Consider the following 22,239-nt stretch of genomic DNA (forward strand, 5'->3'; position numbering starts at 1 on the left):
ATGAAGAAAATTTTACTATTCATAACTTTATTTTACGGCTTAAACCCCTCCATCCAAGCACAAGAAACGGATAATGGAGTGGTTTCTTTTGCTTTACCGGTACGAAATTCTTTAAAATTCAACCGATATACCATCAATCCTGCTTTTAGTTTTGCTCGTGAATCGGCTTCGTATGCCAGTTTTTATAACAAAAGACAATGGGTACAATTCGATGATGCACCACAAACCTACTTGTTCAGTTATTCAGGGAGATTCTTAGAAAACGAAGGAATTGGAGTAGGGGTTTTTCAGCAAAATTATGGGGTGTTAACGACTTTTGGTGTAATCGCCAATTTTGCGCACAACTTGGTACTTCAAGAAGAAAGTAATTTGACTTTTGGTTTAAATGTGGCCGGATATAAAAGTGGACTCAACAACGGAAAAGTTGTGGTTAATTATCCTGATCCCGCCTTAGATAATGTGCCATCGAACATGTTGTTAGCAGTGAGTCCCGGTATTAACTACGGAAATGCATTTTGGGATGTCGGATTAGCAGTCAACAATTTAGTAGCCTATAACTTTGCTACTTCCGAAATGCTAAAAGACAATCCCGAACAAGGACTGCAAGTACACGCTATGTACACGGGTTATTTTGATTCGTATGGCTTTTTCGACCGAAGTAAATTTTCAGGTTTAGTACGTTCCGAATTTAAAAAAGAAAAAACAGTTATTTCAGGTTTGGCTATGATAACCATTCCGCAAGGAGCATGGGCTCAGGGGGGATACAACACCCTGTATGGCTTTTCGGCCGGATTAGGTGTCAACATCAGTCCTAAAATTGCCATCGAATACAATTACGAAAAAGGAACAGGAAATTTTTCCAATTTCGGCGCTTCTCATGAATTTGTAATTGCGTATAAATTTACAAGTAAAAACTATTATTACGGAGAGGACGAAGAAGGCGCCTTGATAACGCCTGCACCGGTGCGAAAACCAGTGGCAGCTACCAACAAAGCACCATTACCTCGCGTAACACCACAAGAACGTGCCGCACAAGCCAAATTAGCCGCCGATGCCAAAGCGAAAGCCGATGCCGAAGCCATGCAAGCCAAGTTGGCTGCCGATATGAAAGCCAAAGCCGACGCCGAAGCCCTGAAAGCGAAATTAGCGGCCGATGCTAAAGTGAAAGCCGATGCAGAAGCAACCAAAGCCAAATTAGCAGCCGATGCCAAAGCGAAAGCCGATGCAGAGGCGATGAAAGCGAAATTAGCCGCCGATGCGAAAGCCAAAGCGGATGCAGAAGCGTTGCAAGCCAAACAAGCTGCCGATGCCAAAGCAAAAGAAGCTGCTGCTGCACAACAAGCTAAATTAGCCGCCGAAGCCAAAACAAAAGCGGATGCCGAAGCCTTGAAAGCGAAACTGGCAGCCGAAGCCAAAGCGAAAGCCGATGCGGAAGCCTTGAAAGTGAAATTAGCTGCTGATGCGAAAGCCAAAGCGGATGCAGAGGCACAAGAAGCAAAACTAGCTGCCGAAGCGAAAGCCAAAGCCGATGCGGAAGCCTTGAAAGCAAAATTAGCCGCTGAAGCAAAAGCCAAAGCAGATGCCGAGGCCTTAAAAGCCAAATTAGCCGCCGATGCCAAAGCGAAAGCGGATGCCGAAGCGTTATTGGCTAAAATAGCCGCGGAAGAAAAAGTCAAAAAAGAAGCCGAAGCAGAAAAAGCAAGGTTAGCCGCCGACGCCAAAGCCAAAGCAGATGCCGAGGCCTTGAAAGCCAAATTAGCGGCCGATGCCAAAGCGAAAGCCGACGCCGAAGCCTTGCAAGCCAAACAAGCAGCCGAAGAAAAAGCAGCTGCACTAGCCGAAGCGGAAAAAGCAAGATTAGCCGCTGAAGCAAAAGCCAAAGCGGACGCCGAGGCACTGCAATTGAAATTAGCCGCCGATGCGAAAGCCAAGGCCGATGCCGAAGCAGCAGCTCTATTGGCCAATGCAAACGCAAAAGACCAAACCGCCAAATCAATTGATAATTTGACCGATAATTGGGATGCAAATTATAAAAAACAACAAGATTTAATCGGTCAGTTGAACGCAACCGTAGCTTCTAAACAAAAAGAATTAGATGACATGCGTGAGGAGAACGATTTGAGCGAAAAAGGAATTTACAAAGCGCCAAAAGAATTGGTTTTCAAAAGCGTAGCCGAAGAGAATGCCAAATTAGAAGCACTTAAAAACCAAATCAACGAAGTCAACCGCAGTCAAAAAATGGCATTAGACAACGTAACGAAGTTGTATAATGACCGATTGAAAACGGTGCCGGATAAAAACGATGCGTTGAACAAAATGTACGCGCAAAAAATCGAAGATTTAAAAGCAGAACAAGCGCAAGCCGAAAAATCGAATGCTGCCTTGTTATCCAACTTAGAGAAAATTAAAGTGGAAACCGAAATTGAGAAAAAACGCCGCATCAAACGGGCGAATTTCGAAAACGATCAAGGTAAATACGCACAAGATCAAGCGGCTTTAAAACGCATCAAAGAAACCACGAAGTTGAGTACAACGCCGTTAACAGCCAGTGATTTTGATTTTGGTGAAGAACAAGCCAACATGCAAATCATCAAAAACGTGAAGAATGAAAAAGGAGGTTATTACGTGATTTTGGCCGTACATAGCGATGTGGCCAAACGCGATGATTTCTTGAAAAAAGCCGTGGCTTCGGGTCGTAATGACATCAATTTCTTCTACAATGTCAATACCAGTAAGTATTACATTTATTACGAACGATTTGATAGTTTAACCGACGCCCAAAAAGCCCTAGAAAATAAAGGAAAACAACCGTACAACGAAAAAATGGCAGTCGTGAAGTTGGAGAATTAGTGTCCAATGCCGTATCCTCGAGTGTTTTATGCAGAGAAACGGAATGAAACGTATCGAGAGGAATCTAGTGAGTGAAGAGTGAGAAGTGAAGAGTGAAAAGAAAAGCTGGCTTCCAGTTCCCTCCTTGAGGAGGGTTAGGGAGGTGTTAAGCGAGTGAGTAGTGAATAGTGAATAGTGAATAGTGAGAAGAAAAGCAGACTTCCAGTTCCCTCCTTGAGGAGGGTTAGGGAGGTGTCAAGCGAGTGAACAGTGAGAAGTAAGGAGTTTTCAGACAAAGCAAGCCTATCCCTGAGCGTGTCGAAGGTTCGAAACCCACAACCCACAACCCACAACAGAAAACCGAAATAAAAAAACCAAAACATAACAGACCAAAGCGGTGTAACCGATGCCCCTCGGTTAAACCGCGAAAGCCCAAACCTAAGAATACCATGAAGAAACCTACTTTATTAAAGAAGTTCAAAATTTCAATCGAACTTGTTTTTCTTTTTTTCTTTTTTTTATGTGTTACAGCACTTCAAGCTCAAAGTAATGGAACTGATTTTACAGGAAGGCTAAACGACGGTAATGGAAATAAATACCTAAAGGTTCAAGGAGATATTATGCTCATTGGTAATTCAATTCTGACTCCTAAAAATAAATCAATACCATTTAATGAAGCAGGAGATAATAATGAGCTAGATGCAAAATATCTAGACGTTGACGGTAATAATGGAATTGGTCAAAATACTTTTAGTTCCAGTAGTGCTAATTTGGCAATTAATAATGGTTGTAAAAGAATTGTTTTTGCTGGTTTGTATTGGTCGGCTATGTATCCTAACGGATCCAGTACTGATGGTAATTGTTTTAATTGTGGAAGTAATCCAGAGAATGATTGGAACCAAGTAAAATTACGAGTACCAAGATCTTCCAATTATGTAGATATTATTGCTGATAAAAATAACCCTAGAGAAGTTATTTTTAAAGGGAATAATGCTAACAATTTCAATCAAGGGGTATACGTTTGTTTTAAAGATATTACGAATATTATTCAACCTTTAGCAGATGCAGATGGAGAATATACTGTTGCTAATATGAGAGCAACTACGGGTATTCGAAGAGGGGGGGCAGCTGGTGGATGGACATTGGTAGTGATTTATGAAAGTCCAACTGTATCCAGTAAATACATCGCTGTTTTTGATGGCGCTAAAATGACTAATGTTGATGCAGGACCAGATCGATTATTAAATGTAGATATACAAATTGATGGTTTCCAAACGTTACCGAGTCCATTCCCCGTAAACGCAAGTATTGGTATGGCTGCTTTAGATGGGGATTATAGTAAGAAAGGTGATGGATTACTTTTTATAAACGGATTAGTACCTCCTTCTACAGCAAGGGAGTCATTTACTCCAATAAGCAATTCTTTAAATCCCATTCCTTTAAAAAATAATGGAAAGGATTATGATTACCCAAAAGCTAATTTTTTTAATGCTAGTATTACAAGGTTTAACCAGCATGTTACTAATCGTAATCCTACCAATGAAAATAATGTGGGATATGATATAGATTATCTTTCCATAACAAACACGGATAATAAAGTTATACCTAATGGAGCCACTAGTGGTACTTTTAGAATGTTTACCGATACGGAAGGGGGTGATGGTTTTGCTGCTTTCTTAGCTACTTTTGCCGTTGACATTATTGAACCTAAAATTCTTTTAACAAAAGAGGTATACGATTATTCGGTAAATCCTCCAGCCAATATCGGAAATCAAGAAGTCGGACTAGGTAAAGAGTTAACCTATGAAATTGGTTTTCAAAACCAAGGAAACGACAATGCTACCAATTTTACCATCACGGATATTTTACCCATCAATACTACCTTTTCAAATACAAGTGGAAGTGTAACCTTACCAGATCCTTTAAAAATAGATGGTAGAAATTATGAAATAACCTATACTTACGATGCTGCTACAAGAACCATTGTTTTTACCATTCCAAAAGAATACGTTGAAGAAAAAGATCCGCGTTACGTTATTCGACTTAAAGTAAAAGTGGTAGAGTCTTGTAATCAGATCAGTGATATGTGTTCGAACGTGATTCAAAACATTGCACTATCAGAATATTCAGGAACATACAATAAAGGTACTTTCGGAGATAAAAGTTTGTCGTCGTATACCACCTGTAATGTGGGTATACCACAATCTACAAACTTTTTAGTCGATGTTGATGACTGTAAGTTTGAAGAAAAAGTAACGCTTTGTGGAGCTAATACTATTTTGACAGCGGCTGACTTGTACGAAAGTTATAAGTGGTCAAAATCGCCTTTTGACAAAGATGGTAATACTTCAGGCACTATTTTAGGAACTAACCGAACACTAACCGTTACCGATCCGGGAACCTATTATGTTTACAATAAAGCAAAAGCACCTTGTCTTTCGATTAGACAAAGTTTTGTGGTAACGCGTTTTGGAAATACAACCACAAACCCGGTACTTCCTTTTGCAAGTGAAATCGTTACCTGTACAAATAATGGAAAACAATTGCCGAATATTTATTTGTGTGGTGCGAATGATAAAAAAGACATTGTTACGAACATTACCGATAGTACCAATATAGTTTGGGAAATTAGTAGCAATGCTGCAGTACAAGGAACTACTTGTGCCGATGAAACGGATAATGCAACTTGGAGAACCGTGGGAACAGGAAACAATTTTTCTGCTCAGAATGCGGGGCAATACCGTTTAACAATTAACTATGCAGGGGGGTGTTTTAACCGTTTCTACTTTAATGTGTATAAAAATGTTTTAGATTTTAATGTATCACAAAAAGATATTATTTGTAATAAAGCAGGTAATATAACAATTGATGGATTAGGACCTGGGTATTCTTATAGTTTAACAGAAAATGGGTATTACGATCCAAATCCAGGTGCAAATTCTTTTAATATTTGGCAAGCTGGAGTTTATACTGTATATATCAAACAAGTAGGAGCAACAGGAATAACTTGTACATTTAAAACAGATCCCATTACAATTAGAAAAAGGGATATTACGTCCGAAGTATTTATTACAAATCCTAGATGTTACGGTGATAAAGGAACTCTTAAAGTAGCAGTCAATGATGTGCCTGGACCTTATACCTATGAAATTTTTAGAAACGGTTCTTCTGTAAACAAAGTGACAACTTCGTCATCAGATTATACTTTTACAAATTTAGATGGAGGTTCATATAATTATACAGTTTCAACTCCAGATTGTAATACGAATGGTTCAATTGGAATCACTGAAGCTGCCGGTCAAATCAAAGCAGAACCAGCTTTAATTAAGCCCTTAACAGCTTGTACAAACGGAATCATAAAAGTAGTTACTACTCAAGATAGGAATTATAACAATAACTTTTCGTATTTCGTTAATGGTTCTTCAGCTTTCCAAACCTCTAATGAAATTGAAATAGACGAGCCAGGTTTGTATACCATTAGAGTTGTAGGACAAAACAATTGTGAAGAAACCGTAAGCATACAAGTAGACGCAGCCCCTAAGCCTAGCTACACCGTAACACATACCAATACCAATTGCTACGACGACCGTGCCGAAATAAACATTGCTTTAAATGGACCAGCAACGGGCTATAAAGTAGAGTATAGTATTAATGGAGGCGCTACGTATAAAGAAGGAACAAGTACTGGAGCAACATTCTCCAATTTAACAGCGGGTACCTATAATGTTCTAGTGCGTTTTAGTGTGACCTATCCAATAAATAATGGATATAATACGGAAACAATAACTTGTCCATTAGACCCAGCTCAAACCATCATTATTACAGGACCTACATCAGGGGTTACCGCTTCGGCAGGTGTGGGTGAATTAGCAGGTTGTGGTCCTTTACAAGGAACTGAACCTACAGGCTTATTACGTATTACCAATGTAGAAGGCGGTACACCAGCTTACCAATATAGTTTTGATGGAGGTCAAAATTGGGGGCCAGATAGCCAAAAATATGTAGTAGCAGGAACTTATAATCTAGCGGTTAAAGACGCATTAGGTTGTGTTTTCAATATCCCGTATAAAGTAACCTTAGACCCAAAACCAGCAGACCCCGTTATCGACGATAATGTAGACACCGTATACAATTGCGACGGTTCGGCTACGGCTACCGTGGTGGTAAACCAACCGCAAACTACCGGAGGAACCACTTATACCTACGAATACTACATCCAAAAAAACGGCACAGGCGACTTTGTAGCCAATACGCCGATTACAAACAATGTCTTTACCAATGTTCCTTCGGGAACGCATAATGTACGTGTAAAATACAATGTACAAACGGTTTCGAGTTACAGCAATTTATTACAAGAAGATTTCGGTAGAGGGACTTACACCACGACACCAGGAATTAACCCAGGATATTGTTTTGAAGATGAAACAACTACACATCTTGATCCTGCCTACAAATGCAATAAGGATGAGTGGATTAACGATGGAGAATATGCCGTAGCTAGTACGATAAGAACGAGATTTAGTGGGTCTTGGATTGTGGCAAAAGATCATACCGTGCCAGCAGATCCTTTGGGACGTTTTTTATGTGTCAATGTGGGCGGTACTGCCGGAATTGGAGGTATATTATATAGTAAACCAATTAATGATGTAATACCTAACCAGCCTGTGATAATTTCGCTGTGGGCAGAAAATTTAATTGTTAAAACGTCAACATCACACGACGATCCGAAATTAACTATTCAGTTAGTGAATAACTTAAATGGCGTAGGAGGAACAGAAACAATTGTAGCTACTACCGATACTAACAATCCTTGGGTTGTTCCAAAATCCGAAAAATGGGAATTTAAAGAATTGTCATTAGATCCAGGAGCTTATAATAATTTAAGTTTTGTCGTACGTTCTTACAGCAACGAATTTAATGGAAATGATGTTTTAATCGATGACATTTGGGTACGTCAAATCCCAAAATCATGTGGTAACGAACGTACCTTCCCTATCGAAATCGACGGCAGTAAAGCTTTTAATGCGGGTAAGCCTCAGGTTCAAGATGTATCTTGTAACGGTGCTAATGACGGCAGTATCACCATTACCGCTACCAACTTTGATACCGCTACTGGTTTTTATTACTCTACAGATAATGGCGTAACTTGGAATACATCTACCACTTCTCCGGTGACGGTTCCTGGATTGGAAGCAGGTACTTACCAAGTAATCGTGAAAAACGATGTGGCGGGAACTACTTGTTCGTATTCTTTTATCTCCGAGATTAAAGCACCAGCAGCGTTAGTAGCTACGGCAGTAGAACAAACCCCACCAACTTGTACAGAGGGTGCTACTATTCAGGCATCTGCCACAGGTGGAACAGGACTTTATGAATTTGAATTACGTAAAGCTGATGGAAAAACAGTAGTTACAGCATTTAGCAATAATGGCGGTACTTTTACCGATGTACCTGCAGGAACCTACACCGTAGTGGCGAGAGATGTTCCTAATGGTTGTACCTCACCGGCTTCGGCAACGATTACGGTGACCGATCCAACGCCACCAACGGCTACTTTGGCTTCCACTTCTAATTTGTGTTACAATGCTACCGATGGCGCGACTTTGGTTGTGAACGTAACCGGAGGCAACGGAACGTTATCGTACAGTCTGGATGGTGCTCCTGGTCAAACTGCAGTTAACTCTTATACGTTTACCAACGTTGGAGTAGGCAACCATACCATTGTGGTAACAGATAGTAAAAACTGTTATGATACAATTAATAATATAGTAGTAGCTCCACAATTAGGCGCTACTGTAAATAGCGTAACCGAATTAGCGTGTAATCCTGCTGCCGATGCGGTAATCACTATTGGCATAACAGGAGGAACACAGCCTTATACATATACCGTAAACGGAGGATCTTCATCGACTTTAGCTGCAGGAATCAGTACTATTTCTTACCCAACAGCTGTTTCAGGTACCTATAATTTTGCAATTACCGATGCCTCAGGTTGTACTACCACTGCTCAAGCTCAGGTAGCTACTATTACATTGCCTACCGTTAGTGCTACTCCAACTCAGGTATCGTGTAATGGAGGTAATAATGGTCAAGTGATATTAGCTGGAAATGGTGGTTCAGGGAATTATACCTATAGTTTTAACGGTAGTGCGTTTACAACCACGACGACTTATCCCGGTTTATCAGCTGATGTTACCTATAATTTTGCCGTTCGTGATAGTAAAGGTTGTGAAGGAACAGGAACCATTACGTTGACACAGCCAAGTGCTTTAACCACAACCGCCTCAGTAACAACACCACTGTCTTGTAATACTTCCAATGCGAAACAATCGGCAGTAGTAACCGTTGTACCACCAACAACGGGAACATCACCCTATACGTATACTTTTAACGGAATAACAACGGGAAGCAATACATATACGGTTTCCGATAACGGTACGAATCAAACGATCAATATTGTAGTGACCGATGCAAATGGATGTCCATTTAACACATCAGTTGTCGTTAATGGATTAAATCCACCAACGGATTTAACATTTGCAGCAGCTGCCATTACTTGTAATGCACCACAAACTACACTTACACTAACCGCTACTAATGGAGTAGCTCCTTTAACTTATTCGATAACCTCGCCAGTAGGTGCAGTAACTTCAAACACGACAGGTTCATTTGCCAACTTAGCACCGGGTACGTACAACTTCAGAGTGACCGATGCTAACGGTTGTTATTACGAAGAATCGCATACCATTAATGCGGTGACTCCAATTGCATTGAGTGCCAACAGTACCAATGTATTGTGTAATGGTGACGCAACAGGAACGGCAACCTTTACCGTTTCTGGATTTTCAGGCACTTATAGTTACACAGTTAATAATGGCACTGCCGTAACGGCTCAAACGGCGGGTACATTTACTTTAAATAATTTGAGTGCGGGTACTTATAATGTGGTCGTTACCGACAATACAACAGGTTGTGACGCTACTCGTGAAGTTACCATGGCACAACCAACAGCGTTAACACTAAATGCTTCAGGAACAAATGTGAATTGTAACAATGACCAATCACAAATTACAGGAACAGCTTCAGAAGGAACTGCGGGCTATACATATGCAGCAGTTATTACGGGTCAGCCAGAGCCAACAGCTTTTGCGGCGAATCCAATTATTGTTGATACCAATTCGGGAGCTAATTTAGTGTGGGATGTTTGGGCAAAAGATGCCAACGGTTGTACTGTAATGACTACTGTAACCATCACTTTAGATGCTGCACCTACGGTAATAGCGGTTTTGGACAATCAGTGTACAGCTACTTCAAATAACGGCTTTACCATTACCGCTACAGGAACCGGAGGAGTATTGCCATTAGAATACAGTATCGATGGCGTTTCTTTCCAATCGTCAGACACTTTCACGGTCAATTCAAGAACTGCTCCTTATGTGGTAACGGTTCGTGATGCTAATGGTTGTACCAATACAGCAGCAGCCCTTACGGTTTACCCTCGATTAAGTGCAAATGCGCAAGTAAGTAGAGAGTTAAGTTGTTCTCCAACAGCACCAGAAGCTGAAATAACAATTACAGCTTCGGGAGGAAGAGTCTCTTATACTTATGAAGTTTCTACCAATGGAGGAATATCTTATACTCCAATGCCTACAAATGTATATACCACGGCAACGGCAGGAAGCTATTCTTTTAGAATTACCGATTCTAATTCACCAGCTTGTCAAACTATTGCCACAGCAGAGGTACAAGCCATAACTGACCCTAAAGTTGCAATCGCAAGTCAGGTAAAGGTTTCTTGTAATGGAGGAAATAACGGTTCGGTTACCTTACAAGGTTCAGGAGGTTCAGGAGGATTTACGTATAGCAATAATGCAACATCTGGATTTACTACTAACCCTACTTTTAATAATTTATCAGCTTCTGACACACCTTATACATTTTATGTAAAAGACAGTAAAGGTTGTGTAGGGCAAGTAGATGTTACGATTACAGAGCCAACACAATTAGTAGCTGATGCAGTTGAAGTTGGTTTTACGTGTAATCCAACCAACGGATCAACTAAAATAGCTGGTACTGTTACCATCAATGTAACGGCCGGAACAGGAACAGCACCTTACCGATATCGTTTTAATGGAACAGGAAGTTTTACTACCAATAACGTTTTAACTTTAAATGACAATGGTTTAGACCAACCATATAGTTATGAGGTTCAAGATGCTAACGGCTGTACCATTTCTGGAAGCGGAACTTTAGAGCGTTTAAACCCACCAACTATCTCTGGAATTTCTGGTTCAAGTATTACATGTAATACTACCGAAAGTACGGTAACAGTTACTAGAACTGCAGGAACAGGAGTATTGCCATTAGCATATTCTATAGTTACTGGACCTGTGGTAAACAATACTGGCGCAACAACCGGTGTTTTTACAGGATTAACCCCAGGTTTATACACTTTCCGTGTAACCGATGCCAACGGTTGTTATGCAACTCAATCGTATCGCGTGAACGATAAAATTCAGGTAACGGCTGTTTTAAGTGCCAAAACGGATGTAGCGTGTTATGGTTTTAGTACCGGAAGTGCACGTTTTACAATTGGTAATTTAGTAGGAACCGCAGCGGAATCTTTAACTAATAATGATACAGGCGCCACCTATACTCCTTCTGCTACAGGAACCAATACATATACATATAGTAACCTACCAGCAGGAAACAACTATACTTTTACAGTTACGGATGATGGTACAGGTTGTACAGCAACGGCTCCAGTTACAATTATTGCACCAACGACAGCAGTTACCGCTAGTTTAGATCCAGTTGTAAATGCCAATTGTAAAACGCCGTATGCAGTAGTAACTATTAATGCATTGGGGGGTACACCAAATTACAAATATGCTTTTGTACATGATGGAGTAACACCAACGGATAGCGATTACGTGTCGGGTACAAATCGTTATGTGGCTAATTTAGACCCTGCTGAAGCTACTGCTTGGGATGTTTGGGTAAAAGATGCTAATGGTTGTACCATTGCGACACCAATTGATGTAACTATTACTACGGATGATGTCCCTGTGTTGTCATTGGACGTAACGAATCAATGTTTGGCTTCTGGAAATACATTTACAATTGAAGCGACCAATACTATTGGTGTGGCTCCTTTTGTCTATACTATAAACACAGCATTTGCTCCAACAGGCACTAATAATAATATTTTTACAGTTGCCCCAGGAACGTATCAAGTAACTGTTACTGATGCTAACGGTTGTACCGATACGGAATCAATTACAGTGAGCCCAGCGATAAATCCAGTGGCGACTTTAGTGAAGGATCTAACTTGTGAAGTTGGAAATGAAAATGCTCTAATAAGTGTAGTCATTAATGGCGGTTTAGCTGATTTTACCTATGCAGTAAAATACAACGGAGGTACTTATGGCGCAACCACTACAGTTACAGGAAATACATTTACCTATACAGCAACTGCTGCAGGTACGTATCAGTTCCTAATTACAGATGCTAATGGTTGTCCTAAAGAGACTAACGTTATTACAATAACAACTCCTGTAATAGTGGCAGGAACGGGTGTCGGAGTTGACCCTACTTGTAACGGTTACAATGACGGTTCGATTACGTTAACAGCAACAGCTGGGGAAGCTCCATTTGAATACAGTATCAATAATGGGCTAACTTTTGTGGATACCAATATATTTGGTGGTTTAACAGCAGGAACGTATACTTACGTAATTCGTGATGCGAAAGGATGTCCGTTTAGTGATGATGTTACCTTGACTGATCCTGCGGCTATTGTTGCAGTTATTCAAACAAATGATATTCAATGTAATGCAGCTGACGTGCCAGGTAGCATTCAAATTAATGACATTACAGGAGGTAGTGCGCCATTTACTGTTTCATTATTAAATGCTTCGCATACTGTATTACGTACAGAGGTATTGACGACTTTACCAACACCAACAGTACCTTATGTTTTTAGTAATGCACTTGATTTTGGTGATTATTATGTAACAGTTGTGGATTCTAAAGGATGTGAGTTCACAAGTGAGAAACAGCGTATTAATACAGTTCCATACTTAAAATTTTTACCACCTAGTATTGGAGGTACTTGTGAAATTGGAGCAACAGTTAATTTAGCTTTAGATACCGCTTATCCATCTGCACCAGATTATATTTATTCAATTTATGGAGGAGTTTCGCAAGCACCTACATCTTCAACTACAGCACAGTTCACAGGATTGAATTTTGGTCAAACCTATTATTTCCAAGTATTAGATAATAATTTATGTACATCCATTGTTGAAGTTAAGATTCCTGCATTATCAGATATAAAAATTAATCCAATTACAACAACGAATGTCACTTGTAATACTTCGCCTGCTACTACTAATGGTACAGTAAATTTTACAGTTTCTGAATTTGGTGCTGGAACAACTTCCTTGAAATTTGAAGTTTTAGATCAACTGACAAATTTACCATTAACGACTCCTGTTGTTAAAAGTCCTATTGATGTAACTGGATTAACATCAATTAGTGATAGTTTTACAGGCTTAGCTGCAGGTTCATATACAATTAGAGTGACAGAATTAGATGGTACTAAATGTACAAGTTCTGAATCTTTTGAAATCAGTCAACCAACCCAACCAGTTAATCTTAGCATTGTTTCCAATGTGAACGCAACCTGTGATAAACCAGCTCAAGTTCGTGTAACAACTACAGGAGGAACGGGACCATACATCTACAGTGCAGTTGCAGGTACTACTACCGTAAACAGCAGCACAAATGTATTAGAGTTGGATTATAATGTTAATACAACATGGACAATCACGGTTACCGATGCCAACGGTTGTACTGATTCTGAAACGGTTACTATTGCTAAAGACCCTGAACCGGAAATTGATTTGTCTGTAGTAAACAAATGTGTGGCGGAGGATACTTTTGCAATTGAAGTAACTCAAGTTACAGCTGGAATGGGAACCTATTCCATAAGCTTGGATAATAGCACTTTTAGCCCAATTACTGGATTACCTTATATCGTTAGTGGTCTACACTCTGGTCCGCATACAATTGTTATTAAAGATGCTAATGGATGTATCGATAGTAAACCAATTACTATTGATGAGCCTTTAATAGCTACACCAGCACTTACGGCATTACCAATATGTGCTATTAATGATGGGGTAATTACCATGTCAGGAACAGGAGGAACAGGAAATTATACCTACGGTATTTCTCCTTCACCAGTTGGAGTAACTATAAATCAAACAACAGGTGTAATTTCTGGATTACCAGCGGGAACGTACACAGTTACAATGACCGATACCGCTACACCAACAAATTGTAGTACAACCGCGATTGTAACCTTGAGCGCTCCAACTCCAGTTACCTTTACAGCTACCACTATTGCACCATTGTGTCCTACAGATGCAAATGGTAGTATTACAGTAATTTTGGATGCAACGAATAATAATCCAAATTATACGTATGAAATTATGGTTGGTCCAGTAACTCGTCCAGCGCAATCATCAAACGTATTTAATGGCTTACCAGCTGGAACCTATACTGTTCAAGTGAACTCGGGTAGAGGTTGTTCTGAAACAGAAGATGTTACCATTATAGATCCATCCCCAGTGATTGCTTCTGCTATATTAACCCAAGCATTAACTTGTGGTACCGCAAATAGTACAAATAAAGCGACAATTACGGCTTCGGCTTCGGGTGGAGCAGGAGGTTATACCTATGGTACAGATGGTATAGAGTTCTCATCACAAAATGTTTTTGAAACATACGACTCAGGTAACTTTACAATTTGGGCTAAAGATGCTAATGGTTGTATAGATTCAGAAACAATCAACATCCCTGCCCTTGACCCACCAACGGATATGGACATTACAGGTACACCAATTTATTGTGTTGTACAAGGAGCAGGAGGTCCAACGAGTACAGTAGCGTTGAGCAATGTTCAAAATGGAGCTGGTACAGTTACAACAGGTTTAACGTATCAAATGATTGCACCTAGCTTCTTGGAGAATAATACAAATCCTGTTTTTGCAGGCTTATTACCAGGTACTTATTTATTCCAAGTAACCGATGCCAACGGATGTACCTACACCGAATCCTATACCGTAGAAAATGTTACCAACATCACGGTTTCGGGTCAAGTAACAGCTGATGTAGCTTGCTACAATGGAAATAATGGCGAGGCAGTGTTTACAGTGGGAGATTTCACAGGAAGTTATACTCCTGCGTTAACTACAGGAACAGGAACATTGACTCAAACAGGAAATATAATTACGTTAACAGATTTAATAGCTGGAAGTTATACAGTAACAGTTACTGATGATACAACCGGATGTACAGATGATTTTACAGTAACCATTGCACAACCAACAGCACCGCTTAGCGTAGTTGGAAGCCAAGTAAAAGCAGCAAATTGTAATTTCGGTGCTAAAGTAACAGCTGTCGCTAACGGTGGAACGCCAAATTATAAATACGCGTATGGATTAACAGCAGCATCAATTTTACCTGCTCCTAGTGATTATTCTACTTCTCCGGATGCAGTTCTTGATTACAGTTTAGGAAGTGATTGGACGGTTTATGTTATAGATGCTAACGGATGTACAACACAAGATAATTTCTCGATTACTTTGGATTCAGAACCAACCATCAATGCCTTTACTGCGACAGTATGTTACGATGGTAGCCCTGTGAATATAACGTTGACAGGTTCAAACGGAGTAGCTCCATACGAATTCAGTATTGGAAATACGTATAATAGTACAGGTAACTTTACCTTAAATGCTCCTGGAACGTATAAATTCTACATTAAAGATGCTAATGGATGTGTCAATTCAACAACCTACACATTTAATCAACAATTGTTGTTAGAGGCCAGTTTAACACAAGATATTACCTGTTTCGCTTCACCAGACGCTGTAGTTACTTTACAAGCAACTCAAGGTTCTGGTACGTATACAACGTATGAAGTTTCAAGTAACAATGGTTCAACATGGAATGCTACAACTGCAGGAACTACGCATACTATTGTAGCGAATGCGCCAGGAACTTATATTTTCCGTGTTACGGATGACCAAGGTTGTACGGCACTTTCAAGAGTAATTACGGCTAGTCCGCAAACTACCCCAACATTTACTCAGACCCAAGTTAATGTAAGTTGTTTTGGTGGTAACAACGGCTCGATTACCGTAACCGCTGCAAATGGTTTAGCACCTTATGAATACAGTAAAGATAATGGTGTAACATGGCAATCTTCAAATCTGTTTACAGGCTTAAATGATGCGGGTGTTTATAACGTGGTCGTAAGAGACGCCAAAGGTTGTTTGTCTACTGCTCAAGTAGTAGATATTACACAACCGTTAGAGCTAGCTGCTACTATCGATGTTACCACACCATTATCTTGTGGCGCAGGCAATGCAGCCCAGCAAGCAGTAGTAACCGTAACAGTAGATCCTGCTACAGGAACGGCGCCGTACCAATTTAGTTTCAACGGGACCGATTTTACCGGTAGCAATACAGGTACGCCAAATACTTTTGAGTACAAAACGACTACTGCTGGGCCGGTTACCATTTACGTGCGCGATGCGAATGGTTGTACCATTCCAGCAGCAGTTAGTACTACTATAGATGACTTAAATCCACCAGCAATAGCTTCTATTACAGGAACTGATATATGGTGTGCTCCATCTACAAGTACTACAAGTACGGTAACCGTAACGGCTACAACAGGAACGGGAGTGGGTGCTTTAGAATACACTATATTGGAGCCTACAGTTGTTTCTAATGGAACAAATCCTGAATTCACAGGTTTAACTGCTGGAACCTATTTATTCCAAGTAAAAGATGAAAACGATTGTACTGCTACACAATATTATGAAGTAAAACAATTGGTGAATATTACAGTTAACGGACAACAAACTCAAGCGGTTTCTTGTATCGGACAAAGCAACGGTACATTAGAGTTTAAGGTTGCAAATAATGCTGGAGCATTTACAGCGGTTCTAAATCCGTCATTAGGTAATCAAACAATTTCTGGAGATACTGTAACCATTACAGATTTACCAGCAGGAAGTTATACGTTGAATATTACGGATAATGTAACCGGTTGTGCGGCTTCGGCTCCAGCAACGGTTACAGAGCCAACAGCGGTTCAATTAACTTTAGGGCCGGTAATCAATGCCACTTGTAACACAGATGCTACGGTAACGGTACAAGCAACAGGCGGTACACCAGGGTATAAATATGCTTTTGTGCAAGACAGTGTAGTGCCTACGGCAGCTAATTATCAAAACAGTCCTTCGGCACTATTAGACAAAACTATTGCGGATTGGGATGTTTGGGTACAAGATGCAAATGGTTGTACGGATCAAATTGATGTGACTGTTACAACAGATCCATTGCCTGATAATATTACAATTGCTGGTTTATCACAATGCCCTGCGTTAGATGGTAGTTATACGTTTACCGTAAATGTAGGAACGGGTATGGCACCGTATAAATACAGTATTGGAGCTGGTTTTGTTGATTCTAACGTGTTTACGGTACATACACCTGGAACTTATAATATAGTAGTGCGTGATGCCAACGGTTGTACTATTGCTACTCCAGTACCAGTTGAAATTTTAGCACCAATTGATTTGCAAGCAAGCATTACCGCTTTACCAGCTTGTAATGTGAACAACGGGGTAATTTCGGTAGCCGCAACGGGTGGCTCAGGAACAGGAAACTATAGATTTACTCTAGATGGAGGAGCTGTGGTGACGGCTGATACGCATACCTTTACTGGAGTAACACTGGGCACGCATACCGTTCAGGTTCGTGATGTGGCGACAGGTTGTACCGATACGGTTACACTTAATTTGATAGCGGCAACTCAAATCACCGGATTTACATTGGCCAAAACCGATGTGAGTTGTAACGGAGGCAGCAACGGAACAATTACGGCTACGCTAGCACCAAATGCTCCAGGAGTAAATGATAATCCAGTTTACACTTATGAATTGTCTAGAACCATTGGAGGAGTAACAAATATTTTACGTCCAGCTCAAACAGCTTCAGTTTTTGCAAATCTAGAAGCAGGCGATTATACCGTGAGAGTCATTTCAGGTCGCGGTTGTGAAGCCCAAGAGGATGTTACAATTATACAACCAGACGTGATTGTGGTTAACGCACCAACTATAACACAATTTGCATGTACCAGCGGAAATGCAAGCAATAGCGCTACCATTTCAGTTACCAACGTAACAGGTGGTTCGTCAGATTATAGAAGTTATGAATTCTTCAAAAACGGTATCAGCGTACAACGTTCGGCTTCAAATGTGTATACCGAATTGAATTATGCAGGTGGTTCGTATAGCGTTTCGGTAACCGACTCAAAAGGTTGTACGGGCATAACTACGGCTCCAATTACGATTGATCCATTCATCAATTTAGAGGACATTACCGTAACTATAAATAACGCGAAAACGTGTATTGGGGAAGAAGACATTACGGTTAGTGCAACGACTACAGGCGGTACGCCAGCTCAATTGGAGTATCGTGTAGTAGGAACGAATGGTAATGCGTACAATCAAAATAACACAACAGGTCAATTCGTAGGATTAACAATCGGAGATTACATCATCACGGTAACCAACCCGGCAACAGGATGTAGCATTCGTAAAGTACATTATGTAAACAACCCAAATACCTTCCAATTGCAAGCGGTGAAAACCAGCGATGTCATTTGTTACGGTTCGGCTACAGGAGCGGTAGATATTACCTTAGTAGACACAGTGCCTACACCAACCAATGAGGCAGGAGCGTTTACGTATGTAGTGAATGGCCCAACACCTAGTACGGGTACATCAGCAACAGCAGGGCCGTTAAGCTTAACGGGATTGTTAGCAGGGAATTATACGGTATCGGCTACTTTGGTGAACACGCCTTACTGTACCGTGAACACGACCTTTACTATTGTACAACCGGCTGCGGAATTAACCCTAACCGAAACACATACCGATATTACGTGTGTGAGTGGAAACAACGACGGAACCATTACAGTAAGTGCTGCAGGTGGTTGGAATGTGGGAGGTGCTACGGCCTACCAATACCAATTAATCAAAGACGGTGCAGAGGTAGTGGGATACGGGGCGCAATACGAATTTACAGCCTTAACTGCTGGAAATTATACGGTAAATGTTCGTGATACTAACGGATGTATTGCAACGGCTACTGTTGTTTTAGTAAATCCAGCACCTATTGCAGTAACGGCTACGCCAAGTGTAACCATGTTACTATGTAATGGTGATACTACGGCTACCCTTACGGCTTCGGCTACAGGTGGGCAAGGGTCTAATTATACCTATACGTTGAATTACTTGTCGCAAAATCCAGTGGTGTCTTCTGGCCCACAAATCGATCCGGTATTTGCCAATTTAGGTGCAGGAACCTATTCGATTACGGTAAACGACGGTTGGAATTGTACGGTAGAATCGGCACCAGTAACCATTGCAGAACCAACAGAAGTGGTACCAAGTTTAGCAGTAACGCGTACACAAACGTGTAATACGCTTACGCAGTTAACCTTAACCGCTACAGGTGGAACAGCGCCATATACGTACAGTACCGATAATGTAACCTATTCGGCTGCAACGTTCAGTTCAACAGTTTCTTTTGAGGTAACGCCAGGCGTTTACCATTACTATGTAAAAGATGCGAATGGTTGTGTGGACTTCATTTCTAACGATATTGAAGTGCCAACTTTAGAGCCATTAGTAGTTGACTTAAATATAGAAAATGCCAAAGTAAACTGTACAGGTGATGCTACGGGAGTAATAGTAGCAAAAGCTACCGGTGGTTTAGGAAACTATGTGTATACCTTGTTAGATGCAGGTGGAAATGCTGTGAGTCCGCAACCGGTACAAAGCACACCGGGTCGTTTTGACGGACTGGTAGCGGGTACCTATTCGGTTCGTGTAAATTCAGTAGACTGTGTGGCCACTTCGGTACAAGAAGTAATAGAAGAACCACTAACGCCATTAACCAGTACAGGAGTACCTACGCCAGTGACTTGTAATGGGGAAAACAACGGTCGTTATGTAGTGACAGCCTCGGGAGGAACAGGTCAAATTCAATTTGCCATTTCACCACGTATGGACCAATTCTTCAACTCGGGAGTGTTCGAAGATTTAGAGCCAGGGCACTACCAAGTAATTGTACAAGATGAATTAGGCTGTTTCCATATCAACGACTTTGATATTACCCAACCCGATATTTTATACGGTCAGGTAATCACAACGTCTATCCAACCTGAAGTTTGCGAAGGCGACGATGACGGAGCGTTCAGTATTACAGTAGCAGGTGGAGTTGCACCGTATAGCGTGGTGTTAGATGATGCCAATGCGACCTATACAGCTGGAGTTGCAGGTCAGGTACAATTTGATTTCATGAACCTTTCGGGTGGAACACACATCGTGTACATCAAAGACAGTATGGGATGTTTGTCAGAATTAGAAGTAATCTTGCCAGATCCGGTTATTTTAAACCCAACGGCTGAGGTAACCTACGACTGTGTGAACAATGCAGCGGCGAATTTAATCACCGTGACCATCGACGCAAGTAACGATCCAGCTGAAGTACAATACGATTTAGATGGCTCAGGTACTTTCCAAGCAAGCAACGTATTTGCTAATGTAGCACCTGGACCGCACTTTGTAGTAGCGAAACACAACAACGGTTGCGAAAAAATGACGACCATTTTTGATGTAGCCCAAGTAGATCCATTGGCCTTAACGCTTGCCGATGGCGATATGAACGAAATCGTGGCTACGGCTACCGGTGGCGGTGGCGACTACGAGTACAGCTTCAATGGCGAACCGTTTACAAGCAACAACAAGTTCATTATTTACAAATCAGATAATTATACGGTAATCGTACGCGATAAAAACGGTTGTACGGCTACAGTAACCCAGTATTTCGAATATATCGATGTATGTATCCCGAATTACTTCACGCCAAATGGCGATGGTAATCAAGATACTTGGGCACCAGGTTGTACCAATATTTATCCAGATTTAACCTTTGTGATTTTTGATCGCTACGGACGTGAAGTGGGTAAATACCGCTTGGGTCAAGGTTGGGACGGTAAATACAAAGGAGCCGAATTGCCAACGGGTGATTACTGGTACGTATTGAAATTGAATAACAAAAAAGACGATCGCGAATTTGTTGGTCACTTTACCCTATACAGATAACATTCTAAACCCAAATCGGATGTTAACTATAAAAAAGAATACCATGAAAAAAACACTTTTATCCTTACTACTTTTGGCTGTTACCTACGGGTACGGCCAAGAGTTAAATTTACCTACATTTACCCAATACCTAGCCGATAACCCTTTTGTAATATCGTCGGCCTATGCCGGTATTGGAGATAATTTGCGCATAAGAGTGAACGGGTTAACCCAGTGGGTGGGCGTTAAAGATGCACCCGATAATCAGGCCGTATATGCCGATTTCCGATTACTCGATCGCTCGGGTGTCGGATTGTCTTTTTACAACGATAAAAACGGAAATACACGCCAAACAGGGGCAAGGGTATCGTTTGCACACCACTTGGTGTTGGATTATTATTCCAAACAATACCTTTCGTTTGGTATTTCGTATAATTTCAACAATTTCAAAGTCGATATCAACGAGTTTAGACCGCCTTACGGAGATGCTACTGTCGATCCGTATGTAACCGACAACCGTTATACGTCCAACAATAACTTTGATGTAACCGCATTGTATCGCAACAAAGGCTTTTACGCCTCTTTTACGGCCAGTAACATTTTAAAAAAGAACTTGGATAAGTTCGACATCAACGAACCGGGGATGTTAGCTAATTTTCAGCTCTATTCCGGTTTAATCATCAAAGGAAACAACTTCAGCGAATTTGAACCTTCTGTTTTTGTGCAATATTTTGCCAGCGACGGCCGTTCGAGTACCGACTTAAACTTCAAATACCGCAAATACAACCGCTACGACGATTATTATTGGGTAGGAGCCTCGTATCGTTTTTTAAACGACCAACCCGGCAAACCACTTAATGTTGGACCCATGTTAGGATTCTCCAAATCCAAATTCTATTTTGGCTATTCCTACCAAATCACCGCCAACGACATGGCTGCCTACAACTCCGGAACCCACATGATCACCCTTGGTTTCGATTTCTTACAAGCCATCAGCAACTGTCCGTGTACCCAAAGCCCAGTACACGATTAGTTGTGAATTGTGAATTGTGGATTCATCTGAATTGTGTGTTCAACTACCAACTACTAACTATCAACCATCAACCTAAACTGACCATGCTAAAACGTTGAAAATGAAAAGTTATATTTTTCAAAAAAATAAACTATCTTAGGC

Annotated in this window: 3 protein-coding genes; all 3 read left to right on the forward strand. The window is 40.8% G+C overall.

Going from position 1 to position 22,239, the window contains the following annotated elements:
• The 3 genes from I5M07_RS07390 to I5M07_RS07400 all read left to right on the forward strand — a co-directional run bounded on the left by I5M07_RS07390 (position 1) and on the right by I5M07_RS07400 (position 22,098).
• Entirely contained in the window at positions 1 to 2,850 is a 2,850-nt protein-coding gene (locus I5M07_RS07390; protein ID WP_200105580.1) for a PorP/SprF family type IX secretion system membrane protein, read from the forward strand.
• Between the two features lie 428 nt (positions 2,851 to 3,278).
• The gene (locus I5M07_RS07395) at positions 3,279 to 21,086 is read left to right on the forward strand and encodes a T9SS type B sorting domain-containing protein (RefSeq protein ID WP_200105581.1); all 17,808 of its coding nucleotides are present in this window, start codon (positions 3,279 to 3,281) and stop codon (positions 21,084 to 21,086) included.
• Between the two features lie 43 nt (positions 21,087 to 21,129).
• Positions 21,130 to 22,098, forward strand: a complete 969-nt coding sequence (locus tag I5M07_RS07400; protein WP_200105582.1) for a PorP/SprF family type IX secretion system membrane protein — start codon at positions 21,130 to 21,132, stop codon at positions 22,096 to 22,098.
• Positions 22,099 to 22,239: the final 141 nt, after the last annotated feature.

The sequence above is a fragment of the Flavobacterium agrisoli genome (genome assembly GCF_016522065.1).
GTDB classification, from domain to species: domain Bacteria; phylum Bacteroidota; class Bacteroidia; order Flavobacteriales; family Flavobacteriaceae; genus Flavobacterium; species Flavobacterium agrisoli.

Coding starts and splice junctions, on each gene's coding strand:
- I5M07_RS07390 (WP_200105580.1), top strand. CDS start 1: ATGAAGAAAATTTTACTATTCATAACTTTATTTTACGGCTTAAACCCC.
- I5M07_RS07395 (WP_200105581.1), top strand. CDS start 3,279: ATGAAGAAACCTACTTTATTAAAGAAGTTCAAAATTTCAATCGAACTT.
- I5M07_RS07400 (WP_200105582.1), top strand. CDS start 21,130: ATGAAAAAAACACTTTTATCCTTACTACTTTTGGCTGTTACCTACGGG.